Raw genomic sequence first — 21,454 nt, forward strand, 5'->3', positions numbered from 1 at the left:
CTCAGGGCCCGCGCGACACCAGGGATTGCTGGCCCAGGGTCCACAGATTGGAGACCGTCCAGTAGACCAGGACGCCGATGGGGAAAAAGATCCCGCCCACGCCGAAGATCAAGGGCAGGACATACAGGAGGATCCGCTGCTGGCGCATCAGCGGGCTGTCAAGGTCCTGCCCGGCCATGGTCCGTGCCGCCACCAGCTTCTGGGTGAGGAACTGGCAGGCAATCATCACCAGGATCATGGCGACGGCGAGCACCGCAACGGCGGTGGGGTCACCGCCGCCGTGCAGCAGCGAGGCGGACAGCGGAGCTCCAAGAATGCTGGAGGAATCGAACTGGACCACCTGGTCCCTGCCCAGCGCGCCAATGCCCTGGTCCTGCCGCGCGGCACTGGTGATCCCGGACAGCACCTGGAAGAGGGCCAGGAAGAATGGCGCCTGGATCAGCAGCGGCAGGCATGCCGAGAACGGGTTGGTGCCATGCTTCCTGTACAGGGCCATCTGTTCCTGGGCCAGGGCCTGCCGCGAGGCCTGGTCCGTCCGGCCCTTGTACTTGTCCTGGAGCTCCTTCAGGTCCGGTTGCAGGAGCCGCATCCGGCGCTGGGCCCGGACCTGGGCCAGGAATACCGGAACCAGCGCGGCGCGGATCACCAGCACCAGCCCGACGATGGACAGCGTCCAGGTCCACCCGTCCCCCGGCGGCATTCCCGCCGCGCCGAGGCCGTCGTGGAAAGCCACCATGATGACGGACACCAGCCACCGGAACGGCTCCATCACCGCCGCCAGAAAGTCCACCGATTCCCCCGTCCGCAGTTGCTGCCAAGCTACTGCGGATCCCGGGTACAGGAAAGCCCCCGGGATCATTCGATCCAGGGGGCTTAGCCTGTAGCGGTGGGGAGGCTCGATCTCCCGACCTCACGATTATGAGTCGTGCGCTCTAACCAACTGAGCTACACCGCCACGAATGAGAAAAACCTGCGTCAAGCCGGTCAAACCGCCTTGACGCAGGCCCTCATTCAGAGCCCCCCACCGGAATCGATCCGGTGACCTCGTTCTTACCAAGAACGCGCTCTACCACTGAGCTAGGGGGGCAACGAGTAAATACTCTACCGGAAGATTTACGCACCAACAAATCGGCGTCCGGCCCCTCCCTGGACGGGGGATTGCACCTGTTGCCGGCACCGCGCACCCCGCATATTCCGCGGAATTCCGGGGCTAAAGGGGCATGGACAGCGGAGCGGCCGACGCCGGGAAGGGCCTTCCAGAGGCCCGTTGAGTACATTCCGCGGCGGGAATGTGTCCAGCCCCACATTCGGCTTCGACTTAAATGCCGATGGGCCGGCTCGAAAGCCGGCCCATCGCCATCGTCAATCCCTCAACGCGCGGAAGTGTTTACCATTTGCCCTTGCGGTTGAACTCGCGGTGGCCGCTGTCGCCGCCGCTGCGGGGCTTGCGGGAGCCGTCGCCGTGGCCGGCGAAGCGGGAATCACCGCGGTCGCTGAAGGACCGCTCTGAACGCTCGCTGTACGAACGGCCGCCGCGGTCAGCGGAGGTCCGCTCGCCGTCGTTCTTGCGGAATTCCTTCTTGAACCCGCCGTTGCCCTTGAAGTTGCCGCCGCGGTTGCCCTGGTAGGCGCCACGGTCGCCGGAGGGCTTGCGGCCGTTGTCCAGTTCGAGGTGGATCAGCTCGCCGCCGATCCGGGTGCGGGACAGGGCGCGCAGCTGCTCGGGGCTCAAGTCCGCGGGCAGCTCCACAAGGGAGTGGTCCGAACGGATGTCGATGCCGCCGATCTGCGCGGAGGAGATGCCGCCCTCGTTGGCGATGGCGCCCACAATCGAGCCGGGCATGACCCGCTGGCGGCGGCCCACCGCGATGCGGTAGGTGGCGTTGCCCTCGGTCAGTGCACGGGTCGGCCCGCGCGAACCGAACCCGTCCTTGGAGCGTTCGCGCTTCTGGAACTCGGGTGCGGCGGGCAGTTCCTTGACCAGCAGCGGCTGCCCGCCCTGGGCCATGACGGCCAGTGCCGCAGCGATTTCTGCTGCCGGCACCTTGTGCTCCTCCTCGTAGGAGGCGATCAGGTCGCGGAACATCGAGACGTCCTCGGATTCGAGGGTCTCGGTGATGCGCTCGGCGAACTTGCCAAGGCGCAGCGTGTTCACGGTCTCGGCGGTCGGCAGGTGCATCTGCTCCACCGGCTGGCGGGTGGCCTTTTCGATGGCGCGCAGCAGGTACTTCTCCCGCGGCGTCATGAACAGGATCGCGTCACCGTTGCGGCCCGCGCGGCCGGTACGGCCGATCCGGTGCACGTAGGACTCGGTGTCGTGCGGGATGTCGTAGTTGACCACGTGGCTGATGCGCTCCACGTCCAGGCCGCGGGCAGCAACGTCGGTGGCCACCAGGATGTCGATGCGGCCTTCCTTCAGCGCGTCAACAGTGCGTTCACGCTGCTGCTGCGGGATGTCGCCGTTGATGGCGGCAGCCTGGAAGCCGCGGGACTTCAGCTTGTCAGCCAGGTCCTCGGTGGCCATCTTGGTGCGCACGAAGGCGATGACGCCGTCGAACTCCTCCACCTCAAGGATGCGGGTCAGCGCGTCCAGCTTGTGCGGGCCCATGACCTGCAGGTAGCGCTGGCGGATGTTGGTGCCCGTGGAAGTCTTGGTCTTGACCGAGATCTCGGCGGGGTCGTTCAGGTACTGCTTGGACATCCGGCGGATCTGGCTGGGCATGGTGGCCGAGAACAGGGCAACCTGGCGGTCCTCGGGGGTCTGCTGGAAGATCTGCTCCACGTCTTCGGCGAAGCCCATGCGCAGCATCTCGTCGGCCTCGTCCAGCACCAGGTACTGCAGTTCGGACAGGTCCAGGGAACCCTTGGAGATGTGGTCGATCACGCGGCCGGGGGTACCCACGACCACCTGGGCGCCGCGGCGCAGGCCGGCCAGCTGGGGACCGTAGGCGGAGCCGCCGTAGACGGGCAGCACGGTGAAGTCATCGATGTGCTTGGCGTAGGAGGTGAAGGCCTCGGCAACCTGGAGGGCCAGCTCGCGGGTGGGGGCCAGGACCAGGGCCTGGGTCTTGCGGGAAGGGCCGTTGAGGTCGTGGAGCTCTGCCAGGCGGGACAGTGCCGGCACTGCGAATGCTGCAGTCTTGCCGGTACCGGTCTGCGCCAGGCCCACCACGTCGCGGCCTTCAAGCAGCAGCGGGATGGTGGCTGCCTGGATGGGGGACGGCTTTTCGTACCCGACATCCTGCAGGGCGGCCAGGACGCGGCCATCGATGCCGAGGTCGGCGAACTTGACGGTGTTTTCGTCAGCGTCGGCGGCGGGGACGGGGGCGTCCGTTGCGGGAGCCTCGGCGGCGGGAGCGGTTACGGGAGCCTCAGCGGCAGCCACGGGGGCGTCCTCGACAACAGCGGTGGTTTCGTTCTGATTTTCGGGCATAGAGAGATATTCCTCATCCATAGGGGGCCAGGCGGCACTACCCGAGGTGAGCGGAGCCGCAGTACACGTGCCGATGATGCCGGGCAAACGTTGACCGGCCGGTCACAGAAGTCCGGCGCTTTCGCAATCCCGTGGCAGGACTTCGCGCTGCATCTCTTGGCTGCTATCCCAGCAGTCTGTACAGCGTTTTCTTTAGCCGGCTCTCCCTATGAAAATGCCCGCATCGCTTGCGCGGGCCCCAACACTTGCCAGTCCTGCCTCAAGAATTGGGCAGGAAAAAGGGATTTCCGGAGTGGGGGATGTTTCAAGTGTAGGGCACGGACGCCGCGGACCGGAAATCGAACGGCCGACGACGGCGGGTGAGCTTGCGCACACAGCCCGCCGCATCGCCGTGGGGCCGGGCGGCGCTACCGTCCCAGCCGCCGCAGGAGTACCTCGAACTTGGTGTGGTACTCGTCCTGGAGCCGGATCTCGCCGTCGGCCTCTGCTCCGCGGAGGGCTGCAATGATGTCCGCGTCCGGCTCACTGAACCACTGGCCAATGGTGACGCCGTGGCGCGGGACGAACGTGCGCTCGATGGTGTCGCCAGCCTGGATGCTGCCGGTGCGGAGGACGCGCAGGTAGGTACCCACCCGTCCTTCGTCGGTGAAGCGCTTCACCCACTGTGGTTCCTTCATGCGCCGCTGGAACGTGGCGCAGGGCGTGCGCGGGGAGGTGACTTCCAGTTCGACGCCGGAGCCCACCATCCAGCGCTCCCCGATGACCGCGTGGGTGGCCTCGATGCCGGACACCCGCAAATTCTCGCCGAAGAAGCCCGGGGGTACCTCCCGCCCCAGGGCCTCGGCCCAGTAGTCGGCGTCGGCCTGGGAATAGGCGTAGACGGCCTGGTCCTCCCCGCCGTGGTGGGCCCTGTTGGCCTGGATATCCCCGCGCAGGCCCAGCTTGTGCACCTTGACCGGACCATTCGCCGGGCGCTTGTCGATGGCTGTGACGCCCACGCTGCCCGCATCCCCCAGGAGCTGGTGGACGCGGCAGACGGCAAGGACAGAACCTGATTCCATGGCATCAGTCTAGGGTTTCCGCGGGACGCGCCTGCAGGTCCGAACCATGGGCACTTCTCCCCCGTTGCCGCAGTGCGTTCCTGCTCGCAGGCGGCACCGGCAGGGACTACGCTGATTCGAGACTTGCATTGGGGGTGCAGCGCTGTGCCCACATCGCGTGACGAATTTGAGGGGGACGCCGTGGACTCGAACCAGAAAGACCCAAAAGAGGAGCCGGAGACCGGGCCTGCACCTGACGGCAGCACTGGCGCCGGCAGCACCGCCAAGCCACCGCCCTGGCAGGTCCCCAAGCCGGACCTGCGTCCCGAACTGCTCAACGAACCCGTCACCCCCGTGGATCCGTTTGCACGCGAGCGGGAGAAGCAGCTCAACCAGGCCGCTGCCCGCAAGAAGCGCTCACAGCGGCGCACCGTGGTGGTGGGCCTCGGCGTGACCGCGCTCCTGGCCGGCACCATCACGGCGGTGGTGGCCAGCAATGAGGACGACCCCGAGTACGCACAGGTCTGTTTCAACGACGAAACCGGCGAGCGCGTGGCGGACACCAACTGCGACAGTTCCGCCGGCCGCGGTGGCGGCATCTACGCCTGGTACTTCTACTCCCGCGGGGCGAGCGTTCCGCCCATCGGCCAGAACAGGTCCACCGCACCCAACTTCACCCGCAGCATCCCCACTGGCGCCAAGGCATCCACGGGTTACAGCAGCAAGGGCGGCACGGTCAGCCGTGGCGGGTTCGGTTCAAGCGCCAAGAGCGGTTCAAGCGGCGGCGGCGGCAAGGTCTCGGGAGGCTGAGGGATGAAACGGTTGTTGTCTGAGCCCCGGCCGGGCTGGAAGCAGAAGATCGAAGAGCAGGGCCTGGTCTTTTCCACCACCACCATGGATGACGGGCGCAGGATCGAGTACTGGAACGAATCGGCGTACTACGAGTTCACCATGGACGAGGTGGAAACCCTCGAGCTCGCCGCCGAGGACATGCACCGGATGTGCCTGGAGGCGGCGAAGTTCCTGGCCACCGGCGCCATGGGCAGCATCGGCATCGGACCCCAGGCCCTGGAGCTGGCAGCGGAATCCCTGCAGGCCGGCGACGTGGACGTGTACGGCCGGTTCGACTTCATCTACGACGGCCAGGGCGGTCCCGCCAAGATGCTCGAATACAACGCGGACACCCCCACCGGGCTCATCGAGGCCGCTGTGGCCCAATGGTTCTGGCTGCAGGACGTCCACCCGGAAAAGGACCAGTGGAACGGCATCCACGAGGCCCTGATCCGGCAGTGGAGGAAGTTCCAGTACCGCACGGGAATGAGCACGCTGCACGTGGCCCATTCGGAGGTTGAGGAATCCGGGGAGGACTGGATGACCGCCGCCTACATGCGCGACGTCGCCAGCCAGGCCGGATGGACCACCATCGGCATCAACATGTCCGATATCGGGTGGGACCCCAACCTGAACCGCTTCGTGGACCTGGACAACTTCATGATCAGCACCATCTTCAAGCTCTACCCCTGGGAGCTGATGATGAAGGAGGAGTTCGGCCCCCGCCTCCTGGAACGGTCCCACAACCCCCGCTGGGTTGAACCGGCCTGGAAAATGCTGCTCTCCAACAAGGCCCTGCTCGCCGCACTGTGGCACCTCTACCCCAACCATCCCAACCTGCTGCCGGCGTACCTCACGGACCCGGGGCCGTTGAAGGAATGGGTGGCCAAGCCCCTGCATGGCCGTGAGGGCGACAACATCCGCATCCACGCGGACGGCCTCAAGCTGGAGCAGCCCGGCGGGTACGGCCGGGAGGGCTGGTGCTACCAGCAGTACCACCCGCTCCCGGACTTCGACGGCAACCGTCCGGTCCTGGGCCTGTGGGTGGTGGACGGCGAGTCCGTGGGCTGCGGCATCCGCGAATCGGACGGGCCGGTCACGGACTACTTCTGCCGCTTTGTGCCCAACACCATTGACGCGCCGGCGCCGCTTTCGGCGGTGGCCGACTCCACCAAGGCAGGAATCACCTTATGAGCACGGACATTTCGACGGCGGGAAGCCAGGGCGGCGGGGCCGGCACCCCGGTGCCGGCCAAGGGTCTGCGGGCCGGGATCCTGGACCTGGGCGACTCCGTGATGCTGGGGCTGGCCTCTACCGCCCCGGTGTACTCGCTCGCTGCCACCCTGGGCCTGATTGTTGCCGTCAACGGCAACTACACTCCCCTGATCCTGCTGCTGGGCTTCATCCCCGTCCTCTTCATCGCCTACGCCTTCCGCGAGCTCAACAGCGCCATTCCTGACTGCGGCACCACGTTCACCTGGTCCCGGCAGGCCTTCGGCCCCTGGGCCGGCTGGCTGGGCGGCTGGGGGGTGGCGCTGGCCGGGATCGTGGTCCTGGCCAACCTGGCGCAGGTGGCGGGCCAGTACCTGTGGCTGCTGATGGGCGACGGGTCACTGGCACAGAACAAGCTGCTGGTCACCGGAACCGGCCTGCTGTTCATCGTGCTGATGACCCTGGTGAACTACCGCGGGATCAGGCTGGGCGAGCACGTCCAGCGCGTCCTCACGTATGTCCAGTACATTGCGCTGGGCATCTTTGCGCTGGCCATCGTCATGCGGATCGTCGGCGGGGCGCCCGAGGGCCAGGCCTTCGACTTCGAATGGTTCAATCCGGTGGGCGCTTTTGCCGACCCCGGCGCCGTGGTGCACGGCGCCCTCCTTGCCCTGTTCATCTACTGGGGCTGGGACACCTGCCTGGCGGTCAATGAGGAAACCGAGGACCCGTCCAAGACGCCGGGCCGGGGCGCGGTCATCTCCGCTTTCGTGCTGGTGGCCATCTACGTTTCGGTGGCGCTGCTGGTGATGATGTACGCCACCGTGGGGTCCGAGGGCATCGGCCTGGGCAATGAGGCCAACCAGGACGACGTGTTCCTGGCCATGAAGGATGTGGTCCTGGGGCCGTGGGGCTGGCTGATCGTCGTCGCGGTCCTCGCCTCCGTCCTGTCCTCCACGCAGACCACCATCCTGCCGACCGCCCGCGGCACCCTGTCCATGGGCGTGCACGGCGCCCTGCCGGCGAAGTTCGGCGAGGTGCACCCGCGCAACCAGACCCCTGGTTTTTCCACCAAGGTGATGGGTGCCGCCGCGGCCGCCTACTACGTGGCCATGAGCTTCCTCAGTGAAAATCTGCTGGCGGACTCCATCAGCGCCATCAGCCTTTTTATCGCGTTCTACTACGCCCTGACCGGCTTCGCCTGCTTCTGGTACTTTCGCGGAACGCTCAGGGACTCGGCCCGCAACCTCTGGTTCCGCGGCATCCTCCCGCTCGCGGGCGCGCTGCTGCTGACCGCCGCGTTCTTCATCTCGGCCGTCCAGATGTGGGACGCGGCGTACGGCGATACCCGGATCTTCGGCGTCGGCGGTGCCTTCGTGAGCGGTGTGGTGCTCCTGGCCCTCGGTGTGGTGCTCGCCGCCGTCTGCCGGTTCCTGCCCGCCACCCGCGGCTACTTCCTGGTAAAGAAATGACGGGTAAAAAATGACTGCTGAAGAGATGCCCCGTGAAGAGATGCGCGGTGAAGAACGTGAAGCCGTGACCGCGGGCCCGTCCGACATCCTGGACCTCGACTCCCTGCTGTCCGCGGAGGAACTGGAGCTCCGGCAGAAAGTCCGCGACTTCACCCACCAGCGGATCAAGCCGGAGATCGCCCGCTGGTACGAGGACGCCGTCTTCCCCCTGGAACTGGCGACGGAACTGGGTGAGCTGGGCGTCCTGGGGATGCACCTGGAGGGCTACGGCTGCCCGGGCCGGTCCGCCGTCGAGTACGGACTGGCATCCATGGAACTGGAAGCCGGGGACTCCGGCATCCGCACGTTCGTGTCCGTCCAGGGTTCGCTGGCCATGACCGCCATCCACACCTGGGGCTCCGAGGAGCAGAAGCAGGAGTGGCTGCCCCGCATGGCCGCCGGCGAGGTCATCGGGTGCTTCGCTTTGACCGAACCCACGGCAGGCTCGGACCCCGCCTCCATGGCCACCTCCGCGGTCCGGGACGGCAGCGGGGACGACGCCGGCTGGGTGCTCAACGGCACCAAGCGCTGGATCGGGCTGGCCTCCGTGGCCGGCGTCATGGTGGTGTGGGCCATGACGGACGACGGCGTGCACGGCTTCCTGGTGCCGGCCGGAACCCCCGGCGTGACGGCCACGCCCATCCGGCAGAAGCTGTCCATGCGCGCCTCCATCCAGTGCGACGTGGTGTTCGACGACGTCCGGCTGGGTCCCGAGGCCCTGCTCCCGGCTGCGCGCGGGCTCCGCGGCCCGTTCACCTGCCTTAACGAGGCCCGGTACGGGATCGCATGGGGTGCCATGGGCGCCGCCCGTGATTCTTATGAGGCAGCGCTGGAATACTCGCTGGGACGGCTGCAGTTCGGCAAGCCGCTGGCGGGCTACCAGCTCACGCAGCAGAAGCTGGTGGACATGCTGGTGGAGATCCAGAAGGGCACCCTGCTGGCGCTGCACCTGGGCCGGCTCAAGGACGCGGGGACTATCCGGCCCGAGCAGATCTCGCTGGGCAAGCTGAACAACGTCCGCGAGGCCATCAGGATCGCCCGCGAGGCCCGCTCCATCCTGGGCGGCAACGGCATCACCACCGACTACTCCCCCCTGCGGCACGCCGCGAACCTTGAATCCGTGCGGACGTATGAGGGCACCGACGAGGTGCATACCCTGGTCCTGGGCCGGCACATCACGGGCCTCGACGCCTTCCACTGACCCCTCCCCCAACTGGGTAGCGCGAAGTGCCGTTTTGACTCCTCAAAACGGCACCTCGCGCTACCCAGCTGGGGTGGTCAGGCGGAGAAGCCTCCGTCGGACTTGATCAGCTGCCCGGAGACCCAGCGTCCGGCTGGTGAGAGAAGGAAGGCCACGGTCCCGGCAACGTCCGCCGGGGTGCCCAGGCGGCCGCCCGGCTGCTGCGCCGTGAGCTCTTCACGCACTTCCTGGGTCATCCAGCCGGTGTCCACGGGACCGGGGTTCAGGACGTTCGCGGAGATGCCCTGTGGTCCCAGCTCGCGGGCTGCGGCAATCACGATCCTGTCCAGGGCGCCCTTGGAGGCGCCGTAGGGAAGGTTGAACGCTGTGTGGTCGCTGGTCAGCGCAACGATCGCGCCGCCGTCGTCCGTCGCCTGCCGCGCGAAGGCGGCTATCAGCTGCCAGCTGGCGCGGGTGTTGACGGCAAAGTGCCGGTCGAAGGATTCAATGGTGGTGTCCAACACTCCGGAGTCAACGGATTCCGCATGGCTGAGCACCAGGCCCTGCAGCGGACCGGCCAGCCGGGCGGCCTCCGCCACGAGCCGGTCCGGGACCCCGGGATCCTGCAGGTCGGCCGACAGGACGTGGAACTGGGCGCCGATGGCTTCCAGCTCCGCAGTCAGGCGGACCACGTCTTCGGGTTCGCTCCCCCACGGCATGCGGGCGTCGTAGTCGGCCCAGTAGGACAGGACCAGGTCCCAGCCGTCCGCCGCGAGCTGGCGGGCAATTCCCGCGCCGATGCCGGCCAGCCGGCCCACACCGGTGACCAGGGCAACAGGGCGGGCTGGGGCGGCTGAGAGGGGTTCCATCCGACCAGCCTAGCGGCGCCGCGTTTCAGGCCGCTGCGGGCTCCGCTTCCCGCGCGGTGTGGTGCCGGCGGATGGTGGCGCTGATGACGGCGGCGATGGTGCACATCGCGGCCGCGCCGAACCAGGCGTAGGTGTAGTGGCCGGTCGCGTCGCGGAGGGCCCCGGCGGCGATGGCGGCTGCTGCGGCGCCCAACTGGTGCGCTGCAAAGACCCATCCGAAGACCACGCTGCCGTCAGCTCCGAACGTTTCGCGGCAGATGGCTGCCGTGGGTGGAACGGTGGCCACCCAGTCCAGGCCGTAGATCACTACGAACACGATCATGCTCGGCTGGACCTCGGCGTTCAGCAGCAGCGGAAGCACCAGCAGGCCGATCCCGCGGAACTGGTAGTAGACGGCCAGCAGGACGCGGGGGTTGAACCGGTCCGTCAGCCAGCCCGAGGCGATGGTCCCGATGATGTCAAAGATCCCGACGACGGCCAGCAGGCCCGCGGCAGTGGTTTCAGGCATTCCGTGGTCGTGCGCGGAGGGGATGAAGTGGGTGCCGATCAGGCCGTTGGTGGTGGCGCCGCAGATGGCGAACCCCGCCGCGAGGGCCCAGAAGGTCCTGACCTTGCTGGCGCGCCGCAGCACCTGGAGGGCGCGGACGGCAGCGTTGGTGCGGGGTCCGCTGTCCTGGACCGGTGCAGCCTCTTGAGCCTCGTCGACCGGCACAGCACCATATGGCAGCACCCCGACGTCGGCAGGCGAGTTCTTGAGGAACTTCAGCACCAGCGGGACCACGGCCAAGGCGCCGGCAGCGATGAGCAGGGAGGCCTGCCGCCAGCCGGGATCCTGCGCGAGCATGGCGATGAAGGGCAGGAAGACCAGCTGGCCGGCCGCGCTGCCGGCAGTGAGGATGCCAATCACCAGTCCGCGGCTCTTGGTGAACCACGTGTTGGCGATAGTGGCGGCGAAGACGAGGGCCATGGAGCCGGTGCCAAGGCCGATGAGCAGGCCCCATGTCAGCAGGATCTGCCAGGACTGGTTCACCAGCACCGTCAGCGCGCTGCCCATGCCGATCAGGACCAGGGCCGTTGCCGTCACGGCCCGGATGCCGAACCGTTCCATCAGGGCTGCGGCGAACGGGGCGGTCAGGCCGAAGAGGACCAGGTTGATGCTGACTGCCGCCGACAGGACCGTGGTGGACCAGCCGAACTCCTGCTGGAGCGGGACCATCAGGACGCCGGGGGCAGCCCGGAAACCGGCGGCCCCCACCAGGGCAAGGAAGGCGACGGCGGCGACAATCCAGGCGGGGTGGAAGCGGCGGCGCGGTCCGCGCGGGGTCTGCAGCGTTGACGTGTCCGCCGTTTCCCCGGGCAGGGCGCTCACGCGGCCGTTCCTTTCCCGGAGGCGGTGGACAGCCGGATGGGCTGTTCGGACCGGGCGCGGCTGTGCCAGCTGGTGTTCGCCGCGGTGAGCCGTTCCCCGCATTCGGTGCAGGTGTCCGCCGAACTGGTGGCTTTTCCGCAGCCGGAATGAATGACGTAGAGATGCGCCTGGTCCGAGGGCGCCGGCAAGTGCTTCTCCGCCCAGATGGTCACCGCGTTCAGGACCGGGAGGGCGTCTTCACCTTTGGGCGTGAGGACGTACTCCTGGCGGGTGCGGCCGCCGTCGTCGTACGCCCTTTTCTCCAGCAGCCCGGACTCAACCAGGCCTGCCAGCCGCTTGGTGAGGACCGAGTCCGCCACCTCCAGCCGGCTCCTCATGGCGTCGAAGCGCCCGTTGCCGAAGAAGACCTCGCGCAGGACCAGGATGGACCAGGGGTCACCCAGGATGTCCAGGCCGCGGGCCATGCTGCAGGTGCGTTGGGACCAGTCGGATCGAAGAGGCATACCGGAACACTAGTTGACTTTCTTCAAGAAAGCCAGAGATTCGGCTGCCGTTACGGGATGTGGGAGAACGCCTGGTCGAGGTCTGCGATCAGGTCTTCCTTGTCCTCGATGCCGCAGGACAGGCGCAGCAGGTTCACCGGGACGGCCAGCTCGGTGCCCTTGACGGACGCGTGGGTCATCTCGGACGGGTAGTTCATCAGTGACTCGATCCCGCCCAGGGACTCCGCCAGCGTGAACACGGACGTTGACTCGGCCACCTTGCGGGCAGCGGCCTCACCGCCCTTGAACTGCACGGAGACCATGCCGCCGAACTTGCGCATCTGCTTTTTGGCGAGCTCGTGGCCCGGGTGCTCCGGCAGGCCCGGGTACAGGACGGCCTCAACCTCGGGGCGCTCCAGCAGCCACTCGGCCACGGCCTGGCCGTTCTCGCTATGCCGGTCCATCCGGACGCCGAGCGTCTTCAGGCCGCGGGTCGTCAGGAAGGCGTCCATGGGGCCCGACACGGCCCCCACCGCGAACTGGACGAAGCCGATCTTCTCCGCCAGTTCCTCGTCCTTGACCACGACGGCGCCACCCACCACGTCGGAGTGGCCGCCAATGTACTTGGTGGTGGAATGGACCACCACGTCGGCTCCCAGGGCGAGCGGGTTCTGCAGGTAGGGCGAGGCGAAGGTGTTGTCGACCACCAGGAGGGCCCCGGCGTCGTGCGCAATGTCGGCGAGCGCCACGATGTCGGTGATCTTCATCAGCGGGTTGGACGGCGTCTCCACCCAAACGAACCGGGTCTTGTGCGCAGCCACTGCGCGGCGGACCCTGTCCAGGTTGGCCATGTCCACCGGGGTGTTGCCGATCCCCCAGTCACCCAGGACACGGCTGATGAGCCGGTAGGTGCCGCCGTAGGCGTCGTTGCCCAGCACGATGTGGTCCCCGGGGCGGGTCAGTGCGCGGATCAGGGCGTCCTCCGCGGCGAGCCCGGAGCTGAAGCTGTAGGCGTGCGTGCCAAGCTCCAGTGCCGCGAGCTGTTCCTGGAGCGCGTCCCGGGTCGGGTTGCCGCCGCGCCCGTACTCATAGCCGCTGCGCAGGCCGCCGATGCCGTCCTGGGCGTACGTGGAGGAGAAATGCAGCGGCGGGACCACGGCGCCGGTGCGCGGCTCGAAGGCCTGGCCGGCGTGGACGGCGCGGGTGTTGAAACCCTGGTTTTCAGAGGCAGTCATGATGCTCCTTTTGGGTGACGCAGATCAGTTGCTGAGGTAGGCCAGCAGGTCGTGCCGGGTGAGGATGCCCACCGGCGCGCCCACGAACGTGACCATCAGGGTGTCCGTGTCAGAGAGCAGTTCCCTGGCAGCGGAGATGGTTTCCAATGAGCCGATCACGGGCAGCTTGGGGCCCATGTGTTCGGAGATCTTGTCCGTCAGCTTCGCTTCGCCGCGGAACAGTTTGGCGGTCAGGGTGCGTTCGTCCACGGCGCCGAGGACCTCGCCCATGACCACCGGCGGTTCCTGCGAGAGGACCGGGATGTGGCTGACGCCGAACTCGTTCATGATGTTGATGACGTCTCGGACCGATTCGTTGGGGTGGATGTGCACCAGGTCCGGCAGCTCGCCGTTCTTGGATTTGATGACTTCCCCCACGGAGGTTTCCTCGCCGCCGGAGAGGAACCCATAGGAGCGCATCCACTGGTCGTTGAAGATTTTGGCCAGGTAGCCGCGGCCGGAGTCGGGCAGGATGACCACGACGACGGCGCTCTCCGGCAGGTCCTTGGCCGCCTGGAGCGCGGCTACTACGGCCATGCCGGAGGAACCGCCCACCAGCAGGCCCTCCTCCCGCGCCAGGCGCCGGGTCATGGCAAACGAGTCGGCATCGGAGACGGCGATGACGTCGTCCGGGATGGTCTTGTCGTAGTTCGCCGGCCACATGTCCTCGCCGACGCCCTCCACGAAGTACGGGCGCCCGGTGCCGCCTGAGTAGACCGAGCCTTCGGGGTCCGCGCCGATGATCCGGACCACGCCGCCGTCGGACTCCGGCCTGTCAGCCGAAACCTCCTTGAGGTACCGGCCTGTGCCGGTGATGGTGCCGCCCGTGCCGGCGCCGATGACGCAGTGGGTGACCTTGCCGTCGGTGTCCCGCCAGATCTCCGGACCGGTGGTCTTGTAGTGGCTGCCGGGCGCGGCAGGGTTGGAGAACTGGTCCGGCTTGAAGGCGCCCGGGGTCTCGCGGGTAATCCGGTCCGAGACGCCGTAGTAGCTCTGCGGGCTGTCCGGCGGCACGGAGGTGGGCGTGACCACCACTTCCGCACCGTAGGCCTGGAGCACGGCACGCTTGTCCTCGCCCACCTTGTCCGGGACCACGAAGACGCACTTGTAGCCCTTCTGCTGCGCCACCAGGGCAAGGCCCACCCCGGTGTTGCCTGAGGTCGGCTCCACGATGGTGCCGCCGGGCTTCAGTTTGCCCTCGCGTTCGGCGTCCTCGATCATCTGCGCCGCGATCCGGTCCTTGATGGACCCCCCGGGGTTCAGGTACTCCAGTTTGACCAGGACGGTGGCCTTGATGCCCTCAGTCACGTGGTTGAGTTTGATGAGCGGGGTGTTGCCGATGAGGTCCAGGATGGACTGGGCGTACTTCATAGGTACAAAGCTACCGCTTCCTGCGCTGCCTCCCCCGCCCGGGGTGCGAGGATAGCCCGGTGAAGCAGTTCGCATGGCTGAGAGCCGCCCGAAGTTACCTGCTGCCCGGCGCAACCCTGGCAGCGGGCGTGGCCACCCTGGCATCCGGGGTGCTGCCCTTTCCCGCCTTCGGGGAGCTGGCGTCCCGGACCATTCCCATCCTGGCCTTCGTGCTGGCCATGTCCCTGGTCACCGAACTGGTGGACGAGGCAGGGCTGTTCCGGGTGGTGACGGACCGCCTGGCCGCCCTGGGCCGGGGCCGCGTCTTCCTGCTGTGGCTCCTGGTGGTGGCAGTGGCTGCGGTGTCCACGGTGTTCCTGTCCCTGGACACGACGGCGGTGCTGGTCACACCCGTGGTGGTCCTGCTGGCCGTCCACGCCCGGATTCCGCCGCTGCCGTTCGCGTTGACCAGCATCTGGCTGGCCAATACCGCCTCCCTGCTGCTGCCGGTGTCCAACCTGACCAACCTCCTGGCGCAGGACCGGCTGGGCCTGAGCCCTTGGCGCTTCGCCGGGCTGGTGTGGGCCCCGGCCCTGGTTGGCCTGCTGGTCCCCCTTGCCCTGCTGTGGCTGGCGTTCCGGCGGGACCTGCGCGGAACGTACAGACCGCAACCTGCGCATCCTGTCCGCGACCGGACCCTGCTGAAAGCCGCGGGGATCACGCTGGTGGTCCTGCTGCCCGCGCTGGTATCCGGACTGCCGGTCCAGTACCCGGCACTGGCCGCCGCCGCCGTCCTGGTGGCGGTCTTCCTCCGGCGCCGGCCCTCTGCTCTGCGGTGGTCCATGGTGCCCTGGCGGCCGCTGATGCTGACGGTGGGGCTGTTCATGCTGATGGAGGCCCTGCACGCGCACGGCCTCACCACCCTGCTGGCGGGTGTGGCCGGGACCGGGGACAGCCTGCCTGCCCTCCTGCAGCTGGCCGGCCTCGGCGCCGGCGCGGCCAATGCTGCCAACAACCTCCCCGCCTACCTGGCGCTGGAGCCGGTGGCCGGTTCCCCGGCACGGCTCGCAGCACTCCTCATCGGGGTGAACCTCGGCCCGCTGGTGACCCCGTGGGCCTCGCTGGCCACGCTGCTGTGGCACGAACGGCTCCGGGTGCTGAACGTGCCCATCAGGTGGGGCGGGTTCGCAGCGGCGGGGCTGGTGGCGGCGGCCCTGACCGTGCCGCTGGCCGTCCTGGCTCTGTGGGCCGTGTCCGGAATGCCCTGAGCAACGGCACGCCTTACCCCACGAACATCAGCCAAAGGATTACGGCAGGGAGGAACGCCTGGCCAATGCCGCTGATCCACAGCCGGGGTTCACTGATGATCAGCACGACGCCGAGGATGGCGTGGGCAATGGACATCATGGCCACGATGGTCCGGCCCACCGTGACCTGGCCGGCATTGGCGAGGACCACCCCGGATATCCCGAACAAACCCCAGACGATGTTGTAGAACCCCACGTTGATGGTCCAAAGGCGCACCGCGGAAGTATCTTCCGGCCTGATCAGGAAGATGGGATGGAGGCGCTGGTCCGTGTACCGGAAAGCTTCCAGCAGGCCCACAGTGATAAGGGTTATCCCGGTGATGACTGCAAGCACCTGGATGACCGTACTCATGGGCGCGTCCTGCTGCCCCGGTGCAGGCGCATGCTATGCGCCGGCGGTCCCGGCGGGGAGGTTCTCCCAGAGGCCCATGACGTTGCCTTCGGAGTCCTTGAAGTAGGCCGTGTACCCCATGCCGGGAACTTCGTTTTTGGGTATGAGCACGGAACCGCCGGATTCCTCTACGGACTTCAGGGTTGAGTTGATATCCGGCACATCGATGGTGATGACCGGGCTGGTGATCTGTCCTTCGCGGGCCATCATCCCGCCGTTGATGGCCCCTGGAGTTGTTGATTGCCCGGCGTCGTCCATGTCCGTGGTGATGACCATGTTGTAGTCCATGCCGGGCACCGGTTCGATCCGCCAGCCCAGGGCGTTCCGGTAGAATTTCCTGGCCCGTTCCTGGTCGTCCGCCGGGATCTCGAAATGCACTACGCCGCCCATGGTTGCCCTCCGTGTTCCTGTGCTTGTCTGCTGGTTGGGTGCCTTGCCGCGCAGGCGCCCGGGTGCCACACGCGGCGATCCTAATCCGGGGCCGCAGTGCGCGTAAGGGCCGATGGTCCCGCCGCTGTCAGTGGTCCGTGGGACGATTGAAGGCATGACGATCGCAGAGGCACCTCCCCGGCTGGCAGCCGCGGCGGACGTGTCCCTGCGGTGGTATCCGGAGGCCCCCTACAGTCTTTCCCGGACCATTGGTCCGCTCCTGCGCGGCAACAGCGATCCCTCCTTCTGCGTGCAGGGGGACGTCGTCTGGAATGCCTTTACGACGCCGGACGGTGCGGCCACCATGCGGCTCGCCCCCTCGGGTGGCGGCGATGTGGGCGCGCCGTTGGTGGATATCCAGGCGTGGGGCCCCGGCGCCGCAGCTGCCGTGCAGTCGGCGCCCCGCCTGTTGGGAGCCGACGACGACTGGCAGGGTTTCGATGAACCGGCCTTCCATGCCACGCTGCCGCGCATGGTGCGGGAGGCCCGGCGCCGCAGCGTGGCGGTCCGGCTGCCTTCAAGCGGCCGCATGGTGGACCAGCTGGTGCCGATCATCCTGGAGCAGAAGGTGACGGTGATCGAGGCGCGGCGTGCCTACCGCTACCTGGTGCACCGCTACGGAACTCCGGCGCCCCTGGCAGGGACGTCCACGCCGGGCGGTTTGCTCGTGGCACCGACGGCCTCCCAGTGGCTGCAGGTTCCCAGCTGGGAGTGGCACAAGGCCGGAGTGGGACCCCAGCGCTCCGCCACCGTCATGCGCGCCCTGCGCTCCGCCGCCGCGCTTGAACGCCTCGCGGCGCTCCCCGCGCTGGAGGCAGCGGAGAAGATGCAGGCCATCCCGGGGATTGGGGTGTGGACCGCGGCCGAGGTGGTGCAGCGCACCCACGGCTGCCCGGACTCGATCTCGGTGGGCGACTACCACCTCGCGGCCTACGTGGGGGCCGCACTGACCGGACGCCGGACCGACGACGCCGGGATGCTCCGCCTGCTGGAGCCCTGGCGGGGGCACCGCCAGCGCGTGGTCAGGATGATCCAGGCCACCGGCTTCCGCAAACCCACCTTTGGCCCGCGGATGACCATCCAGGACCACCGGGGGCACTGACCTGCACGGCACTTCCGGCCGCCTGGAAACGCTTGATCTCCGTGCCAGAGGGTACGGAGCCGGTATGGGGTGCCCCGCGGGGTGCCACACCCGTCCGGCTGGACGGCACCAGGCTGGCAGGCAACCTCGACCGAAAGGATCCCATGAGCTCCGAAACAGGCAGCACCAACCCAAACGCCGAGGCTGTGCCCGGGACGTCCCAGGATCCCGCGGTCCTGGATCCGGACGCCCAAGACCCGGACGCGGAGCAGAAGCTCAAGCTGCAGCTGGCCATCTTCGACGTGTCGCGCGACGCCGGAGGCAGGAGCCTCGAGGAAATCCGGGACATGCTGCATACAGCCTTTGCCGCGCGCGGCGTCGCCCCGCCTCCCGGCACCTGGGTGGAGTCCGTGGCGTCGTCGGCGTTTCACGGTGAGCCCTACATCATCGACTACCCCACGGCCATCGCCGCGGACAACCTGGAACCGGCCCCGAACCCGGAGGTCCGCGAGCGGCTCGCCGCCCGGCGGGAACTGCGCGAGGTGCAGCTCCCACCCGGAATCTTCCCCTCCCAGGAGGAGTGGAATATCCCGGCCAACGAAGTCACCAGCGCGGACCGGGGACGCGGCGGGCGAGGTGCCCTCCGAGCCCTGACGGCACCTGAAGGCCCCTCCCGGCAACTCTTGGCAGCGGTAGGGCTGGCAGGAGTCGTGCTGGCTGCCCTTGCGGTTATCCAGGTATCACGCCGCACCTCCAGGGGCTCCTTGGAGGGCTAGGGCAGTTCTCCCCATCCCGCCTTTGTCCGCCGTCCCATAGGCTGTGTTGGAGGCTGGGACTGATTTGGGGGAAAGACGTGGCAGTAATTCATAGGACCCGCGAGGCCTGCACTGCGGTGGTGCGGTGATGGCCGCTCCTGCCATCGCGACAAGTTCACGCCGACTGTGGGGCTGGCTGGCACGAAGGCCGCTGCCTCCCCTGCAACTGCCGACTTGTCCATGGCGGCAGATGCTCCTGATCCCACTCCGGCCTACTTCAATGGCCTGCAGCCCGGCTCCGAAGCTTCCCATAACGGCTACACCATCAAGATCACCTCGATCTGCGACGGCGAAGTCCGCTTCGATCTGGTGCAGCAGCCCGATGGACAATCCTGAGGCCGGTCGGCTCATGGCGCGAAATTCGGAGGCGTGGGGCTGGCTCCTTGTCCTGGCAGCCCTGTCCTCGGCCCTGACCCTCGCCGGCTGTGCCCAGACCGAAACAACGGTTGATTCGAAGCCGCAGGCAGTAGCCACGAAAGGCCAAGGGCGCGCTTCCAGTCCAAGCTGCACCAGCACTGGAAACTACAAGGTGGTCCCATCAGCCAACGGCTCATTCCCGCTGCTTCCAGCAACCTCCACAGCGGAGCCACCCCTGGTCCGGCTTTCCAGTACGCACCTGAAGAATGACCCGGTGACCGCGGACTTGTCGGTTGCCCTCCTTTCCGGTGGCAGCCCCGCGTCAAGAGAGTTCCGCGGGCTCGCTCTCGGCCAGCAGGCATCCTTCGACGGCTACACGGTCCGGATCACCTCCATCTGCGAGGGCGAAGTCCGCTTCGACCTGGTGCAGCAGCCCGGGTAGTCAGAGGCCCAGCCGGGCCACGGCCTCCTCGCGCATCTGGACTTTGCGGATCTTGCCCGAGACCGTCATGGGGAAGCTCTCCCGAACTTCCACATAGCGGGGAATCTTGTAGTGGGCCAGCCGCCCGCGGCAGAACTCTGCGAGGGCCCCGGCGTCGAGGGGCCCGGCCCCCGGCTTGAGGATAATGCAGGCCATGAGTTCCTCGCCATACCGCTGATCCGGGACCCCGATGACCTGGACGTCCTGGATGTCCGGGTGGGTGTAGAGGAATTCCTCGATTTCGCGGGGGTAGATGTTTTCGCCGCCGCGGATCACCATGTCCTTGATGCGGCCCTCCACCACCACATAGCCGTCATCGTCCATGCGGGCCAGGTCCCCGGTGTGCATCCAGCCCTCTGCGTCGATGGCCTCGGCGGTCTTGTCCGGCTGGTTCCAGTATCCGGCCATGACGGCGTAGCCGCGGGTGCAGAGTTCGCCGATCTGCCCGCGTTCCAGGTCCTCCCCGGTGGCAGGATCCACGATCTTGCTTTCCAGCTGCGGCATGGTGCGGCCCACGGTCTCGGTGCGCTGCTGCAGGGTGTCGCCCTTGCGGGTCATGGTGGACACCGGCGAGGTCTCGGTCATGCCGTAGCAGATGGCCACGTCCACCATGTTCATTTCCGAGATGACCCGGTTCATCACCTCGATGGGACACAGCGAACCCGCCATGACCCCTGTGCGGAGCGTGGACAGATCGTAGGAACCGAAGTCGGGCAGTGCGAGCTCGGCGATGAACATGGTGGGCACGCCGTACAGGGAGGTGCCGTGGAAGTCCTGGACGGCCTCGAGCGCGGCGGCGGGTGAGAAGCCCCGGCCCGGGATGATGGTGGCGGCGCCGTGGCTGAGGGCGTTGAGGTTGCCGATCACCATGCCGAAGCAGTGGTAGAACGGCACGGGGATCACCACGCGGTCATGCTCGGTGTAGCCCAGCAGCTCGCCGATCGCAAAACCGTTGTTCAGGATGTTGTGGTGCGTCAGCGTGGCCCCCTTGGGGAAGCCGGTGGTTCCGGAGGTGTACTGCAGGTTGATGGGATCGTGCGGGCTGAGTTCGGCCATACGGGCCACCAGGTGCGAATGCGCGACGGCGTCAGCGCGCTTGAGCAGCTCGGCGTACGTGAGTTCGGCGTCGCTTTGGGGGCTGCCGGCTTTCAGCGCGTCCAGGCCATGGTCCGGCAGGAAGACGAGTTCGCGCAGGTCCGGGCAGGTAAGGAGGGCCTGGCGGCCCATGGCCACGTAGTCGCTGTTGGCGTCCGACGGCGCCGTGACCAGCATGCGCATGCCGTTCTGCTTGACCACGAACTCCAGTTCGTGGCTGCGGTACGCGGGGTTGACGTTGACCAGGATGGCACCCATCTTGGCGGTGGCGTACTGCAGCAGCGTCCACTCGGCGCAGTTGGGGCTCCAGATGCCCACCCTCTCCCCCTTGGCGACGCCCAGGGCGAGGAGCGCGCGGGCCAGCCGGTCGACGTCGTCGTTCATCTTGGTGTAGCTCCAGCGGCGGGCGTCAGCGCCCGGCACGGGTGCGGCCTCGATGAGGGCGTCGTGGAGGGGAAACTGCGCGGCGACGCGCTCGAAGTTCGCGCCGATGGTTTCCTCCAGGAGCGGGACGTCAGTGTCCCCGGCTGTGTAAGCACGCATGATGGCACGCTACCAACAGGATCCCGGCAGGAGAAGCATGCCGGCACCGCAACACTGCCGGTTCGTTCCCGGACGCCCGGTATTGTGAAATCCATGAGTGCACCCATTGACCTGATAGCAACGTTCATCCCCAACGACGGCGAGTTCCACCGCGTCAAGCTGGCCCTGGAAATCGCCATCGACGAGGTGGTGAAGGAGCCAGGCTGCATCCAGTACGAACTGACCGAAGCCACTGAAGAGAAGCTGGTCCTGACCGAGCAGTGGGCCTCCGAAGAGGACCTGGACAGGCACTCCAAGGGCATCGCCGTGCAGGACCTGAACGAATCGCTGAGCGCGCTGCTGGCCGAACCGGTCAAGGTGGAACGCGTCTAGCGCAGCCGTTAAACGCAGAATGCGGGACCTCC

The 21,454-nt window shown here is 67.4% G+C and carries 21 protein-coding genes and 2 tRNA genes; 10 read left to right on the plus strand and 13 right to left on the minus strand.

Going from position 1 to position 21,454, the window contains the following annotated elements:
- Window position 1 precedes the first annotated feature (1 nt).
- From yidC to LDO22_RS08240, 5 genes are all read right to left on the minus strand, one after another.
- Window positions 2-790: a membrane protein insertase YidC gene (gene yidC / locus LDO22_RS08220; protein WP_224026702.1), complete on the minus strand. Its 789-nt coding sequence runs from the start codon at window positions 788-790 to the stop codon at window positions 2-4.
- Between the two features lie 91 nt (window positions 791-881).
- Window positions 882-955, minus strand: a tRNA-Met gene (locus LDO22_RS08225).
- A 60-nt stretch (window positions 956-1,015) separates the two neighbouring features.
- A tRNA-Thr gene (locus LDO22_RS08230) sits at window positions 1,016-1,087 on the minus strand.
- A 300-nt stretch (window positions 1,088-1,387) separates the two neighbouring features.
- Entirely contained in the window at window positions 1,388-3,433 is a 2,046-nt protein-coding gene (locus LDO22_RS08235; protein WP_224026703.1) for a DEAD/DEAH box helicase, read from the minus strand.
- Between the two features lie 407 nt (window positions 3,434-3,840).
- Window positions 3,841-4,494 (minus strand): MOSC domain-containing protein, encoded by a 654-nt coding sequence (locus LDO22_RS08240; RefSeq protein ID WP_224026704.1) that lies wholly within the window; start codon window positions 4,492-4,494, stop codon window positions 3,841-3,843.
- 180 nt (window positions 4,495-4,674) lie between these two features.
- On the opposite strand from LDO22_RS08240, the gene LDO22_RS08245 reads away from it, so the two are divergent.
- From LDO22_RS08245 to LDO22_RS08260, 4 genes are read left to right on the plus strand one after another with little or no spacing between them, the layout of a single operon-like run.
- Window positions 4,675-5,283, plus strand: coding sequence for a Tat pathway signal protein (locus LDO22_RS08245; RefSeq protein ID WP_224026705.1), 609 nt, complete (start codon window positions 4,675-4,677; stop codon window positions 5,281-5,283).
- A 3-nt stretch (window positions 5,284-5,286) separates the two neighbouring features.
- Window positions 5,287-6,498: a glutathionylspermidine synthase family protein gene (locus tag LDO22_RS08250; RefSeq protein WP_224026706.1), complete on the plus strand. Its 1,212-nt coding sequence runs from the start codon at window positions 5,287-5,289 to the stop codon at window positions 6,496-6,498.
- Window positions 6,495-7,988 (plus strand): APC family permease, encoded by a 1,494-nt coding sequence (locus LDO22_RS08255; RefSeq protein ID WP_224026707.1) that lies wholly within the window; start codon window positions 6,495-6,497, stop codon window positions 7,986-7,988. Before LDO22_RS08250 ends, LDO22_RS08255 begins: the two co-directional genes overlap by 4 nt.
- Window positions 7,989-8,028: 40 nt before the next feature.
- Window positions 8,029-9,228: an acyl-CoA dehydrogenase family protein gene (locus LDO22_RS08260; protein WP_224027195.1), complete on the plus strand. Its 1,200-nt coding sequence runs from the start codon at window positions 8,029-8,031 to the stop codon at window positions 9,226-9,228.
- A gap of 77 nt (window positions 9,229-9,305) precedes the next feature.
- Here LDO22_RS08260 and LDO22_RS08265 read toward each other — a convergent pair whose 3' ends face one another.
- From LDO22_RS08265 to LDO22_RS08285, 5 genes are read right to left on the minus strand one after another with little or no spacing between them, the layout of a single operon-like run.
- On the minus strand, window positions 9,306-10,076 hold the full coding sequence (locus LDO22_RS08265) for an SDR family oxidoreductase (protein ID WP_224026708.1): 771 nt from the start codon (window positions 10,074-10,076) through the stop codon (window positions 9,306-9,308).
- Window positions 10,077-10,101: 25 nt separating this feature from the next.
- Window positions 10,102-11,406: an MFS transporter gene (locus tag LDO22_RS08270; protein WP_224027196.1), complete on the minus strand. Its 1,305-nt coding sequence runs from the start codon at window positions 11,404-11,406 to the stop codon at window positions 10,102-10,104.
- A 35-nt stretch (window positions 11,407-11,441) separates the two neighbouring features.
- On the minus strand, window positions 11,442-11,948 hold the full coding sequence (locus LDO22_RS08275; protein ID WP_159631269.1) for a helix-turn-helix domain-containing protein: 507 nt from the start codon (window positions 11,946-11,948) through the stop codon (window positions 11,442-11,444).
- A gap of 50 nt (window positions 11,949-11,998) precedes the next feature.
- Window positions 11,999-13,162, minus strand: a complete 1,164-nt coding sequence (locus LDO22_RS08280; protein ID WP_159631267.1) for a cystathionine gamma-synthase — start codon at window positions 13,160-13,162, stop codon at window positions 11,999-12,001.
- 24 nt (window positions 13,163-13,186) lie between these two features.
- On the minus strand, window positions 13,187-14,572 hold the full coding sequence (locus LDO22_RS08285) for a cystathionine beta-synthase (protein WP_159631265.1): 1,386 nt from the start codon (window positions 14,570-14,572) through the stop codon (window positions 13,187-13,189).
- Between the two features lie 59 nt (window positions 14,573-14,631).
- Between LDO22_RS08285 and LDO22_RS08290 the strand changes: the two genes are divergently transcribed.
- A complete protein-coding gene (locus LDO22_RS08290) occupies window positions 14,632-15,819 on the plus strand; it encodes an SLC13 family permease (protein WP_224026709.1) in 1,188 nt (395 codons plus the stop codon).
- Window positions 15,820-15,832: 13 nt separating this feature from the next.
- Here the strand turns inward: LDO22_RS08290 and LDO22_RS08295 are convergent, their stop codons facing one another.
- Both LDO22_RS08295 and LDO22_RS08300 read right to left on the minus strand, forming a co-directional pair.
- Window positions 15,833-16,210: a DUF1304 family protein gene (locus LDO22_RS08295; protein ID WP_141159697.1), complete on the minus strand. Its 378-nt coding sequence runs from the start codon at window positions 16,208-16,210 to the stop codon at window positions 15,833-15,835.
- Between the two features lie 33 nt (window positions 16,211-16,243).
- Window positions 16,244-16,639 carry a VOC family protein gene (locus LDO22_RS08300; protein ID WP_224027197.1) on the minus strand — a complete coding sequence of 132 codons (396 nt, stop codon included), beginning with the start codon at window positions 16,637-16,639 and terminating at the stop codon, window positions 16,244-16,246.
- Window positions 16,640-16,793: 154 nt separating this feature from the next.
- Here LDO22_RS08300 and LDO22_RS08305 point away from each other — a divergent pair, with 154 nt between their 5' ends.
- The 4 genes from LDO22_RS08305 (at window position 16,794) to LDO22_RS08320 (ending at window position 19,373) form a co-directional block, all read left to right on the plus strand.
- Window positions 16,794-17,780, plus strand: a complete 987-nt coding sequence (locus LDO22_RS08305; RefSeq protein ID WP_224026710.1) for a 3-methyladenine DNA glycosylase — start codon at window positions 16,794-16,796, stop codon at window positions 17,778-17,780.
- 143 nt (window positions 17,781-17,923) lie between these two features.
- Window positions 17,924-18,535, plus strand: a complete 612-nt coding sequence (locus tag LDO22_RS08310) for a hypothetical protein (protein ID WP_224026711.1) — start codon at window positions 17,924-17,926, stop codon at window positions 18,533-18,535.
- Window positions 18,536-18,754: 219 nt separating this feature from the next.
- Window positions 18,755-18,910, plus strand: a complete 156-nt coding sequence (locus LDO22_RS08315; protein ID WP_224026712.1) for a hypothetical protein — start codon at window positions 18,755-18,757, stop codon at window positions 18,908-18,910.
- A gap of 13 nt (window positions 18,911-18,923) precedes the next feature.
- A complete protein-coding gene (locus tag LDO22_RS08320; RefSeq protein ID WP_224026713.1) occupies window positions 18,924-19,373 on the plus strand; it encodes a hypothetical protein in 450 nt (149 codons plus the stop codon).
- Here the strand turns inward: LDO22_RS08320 and LDO22_RS08325 are convergent, their stop codons facing one another.
- Entirely contained in the window at window positions 19,374-21,050 is a 1,677-nt protein-coding gene (locus tag LDO22_RS08325) for an AMP-binding protein (RefSeq protein WP_159631255.1), read from the minus strand.
- A gap of 93 nt (window positions 21,051-21,143) precedes the next feature.
- Here LDO22_RS08325 and LDO22_RS08330 point away from each other — a divergent pair, with 93 nt between their 5' ends.
- Window positions 21,144-21,422 (plus strand): antibiotic biosynthesis monooxygenase, encoded by a 279-nt coding sequence (locus tag LDO22_RS08330; RefSeq protein WP_159631253.1) that lies wholly within the window; start codon window positions 21,144-21,146, stop codon window positions 21,420-21,422.
- Window positions 21,423-21,454 lie beyond the last annotated feature (32 nt).

The sequence above is a fragment of the Arthrobacter sp. NicSoilC5 genome (assembly GCF_019977395.1).
Classification (GTDB): Bacteria; Actinomycetota; Actinomycetes; order Actinomycetales; family Micrococcaceae; genus Arthrobacter.

What these genes read in the sequence shown, in the direction of transcription:
- LDO22_RS08235 (WP_224026703.1), bottom strand. Translation starts at nt 3,433, where the DNA reads ATGCCCGAAAATCAGAACGAAACCACCGCTGTTGTCGAGGACGCCCCC.
- LDO22_RS08240 (WP_224026704.1), bottom strand. Translation starts at nt 4,494, where the DNA reads ATGGAATCAGGTTCTGTCCTTGCCGTCTGCCGCGTCCACCAGCTCCTG.
- LDO22_RS08250 (WP_224026706.1), top strand. Translation starts at nt 5,287, where the DNA reads ATGAAACGGTTGTTGTCTGAGCCCCGGCCGGGCTGGAAGCAGAAGATC.
- LDO22_RS08255 (WP_224026707.1), top strand. Translation starts at nt 6,495, where the DNA reads ATGAGCACGGACATTTCGACGGCGGGAAGCCAGGGCGGCGGGGCCGGC.
- LDO22_RS08260 (WP_224027195.1), top strand. Translation starts at nt 8,029, where the DNA reads ATGCGCGGTGAAGAACGTGAAGCCGTGACCGCGGGCCCGTCCGACATC.
- LDO22_RS08265 (WP_224026708.1), bottom strand. Translation starts at nt 10,076, where the DNA reads ATGGAACCCCTCTCAGCCGCCCCAGCCCGCCCTGTTGCCCTGGTCACC.
- LDO22_RS08275 (WP_159631269.1), bottom strand. Translation starts at nt 11,948, where the DNA reads ATGCCTCTTCGATCCGACTGGTCCCAACGCACCTGCAGCATGGCCCGC.
- LDO22_RS08280 (WP_159631267.1), bottom strand. Translation starts at nt 13,162, where the DNA reads ATGACTGCCTCTGAAAACCAGGGTTTCAACACCCGCGCCGTCCACGCC.
- LDO22_RS08285 (WP_159631265.1), bottom strand. Translation starts at nt 14,572, where the DNA reads ATGAAGTACGCCCAGTCCATCCTGGACCTCATCGGCAACACCCCGCTC.
- LDO22_RS08295 (WP_141159697.1), bottom strand. Translation starts at nt 16,210, where the DNA reads ATGAGTACGGTCATCCAGGTGCTTGCAGTCATCACCGGGATAACCCTT.
- LDO22_RS08300 (WP_224027197.1), bottom strand. Translation starts at nt 16,639, where the DNA reads ATGGGCGGCGTAGTGCATTTCGAGATCCCGGCGGACGACCAGGAACGG.
- LDO22_RS08305 (WP_224026710.1), top strand. Translation starts at nt 16,794, where the DNA reads ATGACGATCGCAGAGGCACCTCCCCGGCTGGCAGCCGCGGCGGACGTG.
- LDO22_RS08310 (WP_224026711.1), top strand. Translation starts at nt 17,924, where the DNA reads ATGAGCTCCGAAACAGGCAGCACCAACCCAAACGCCGAGGCTGTGCCC.
- LDO22_RS08315 (WP_224026712.1), top strand. Translation starts at nt 18,755, where the DNA reads ATGGCGGCAGATGCTCCTGATCCCACTCCGGCCTACTTCAATGGCCTG.
- LDO22_RS08320 (WP_224026713.1), top strand. Translation starts at nt 18,924, where the DNA reads ATGGCGCGAAATTCGGAGGCGTGGGGCTGGCTCCTTGTCCTGGCAGCC.
- LDO22_RS08325 (WP_159631255.1), bottom strand. Translation starts at nt 21,050, where the DNA reads ATGCGTGCTTACACAGCCGGGGACACTGACGTCCCGCTCCTGGAGGAA.
- LDO22_RS08330 (WP_159631253.1), top strand. Translation starts at nt 21,144, where the DNA reads ATGAGTGCACCCATTGACCTGATAGCAACGTTCATCCCCAACGACGGC.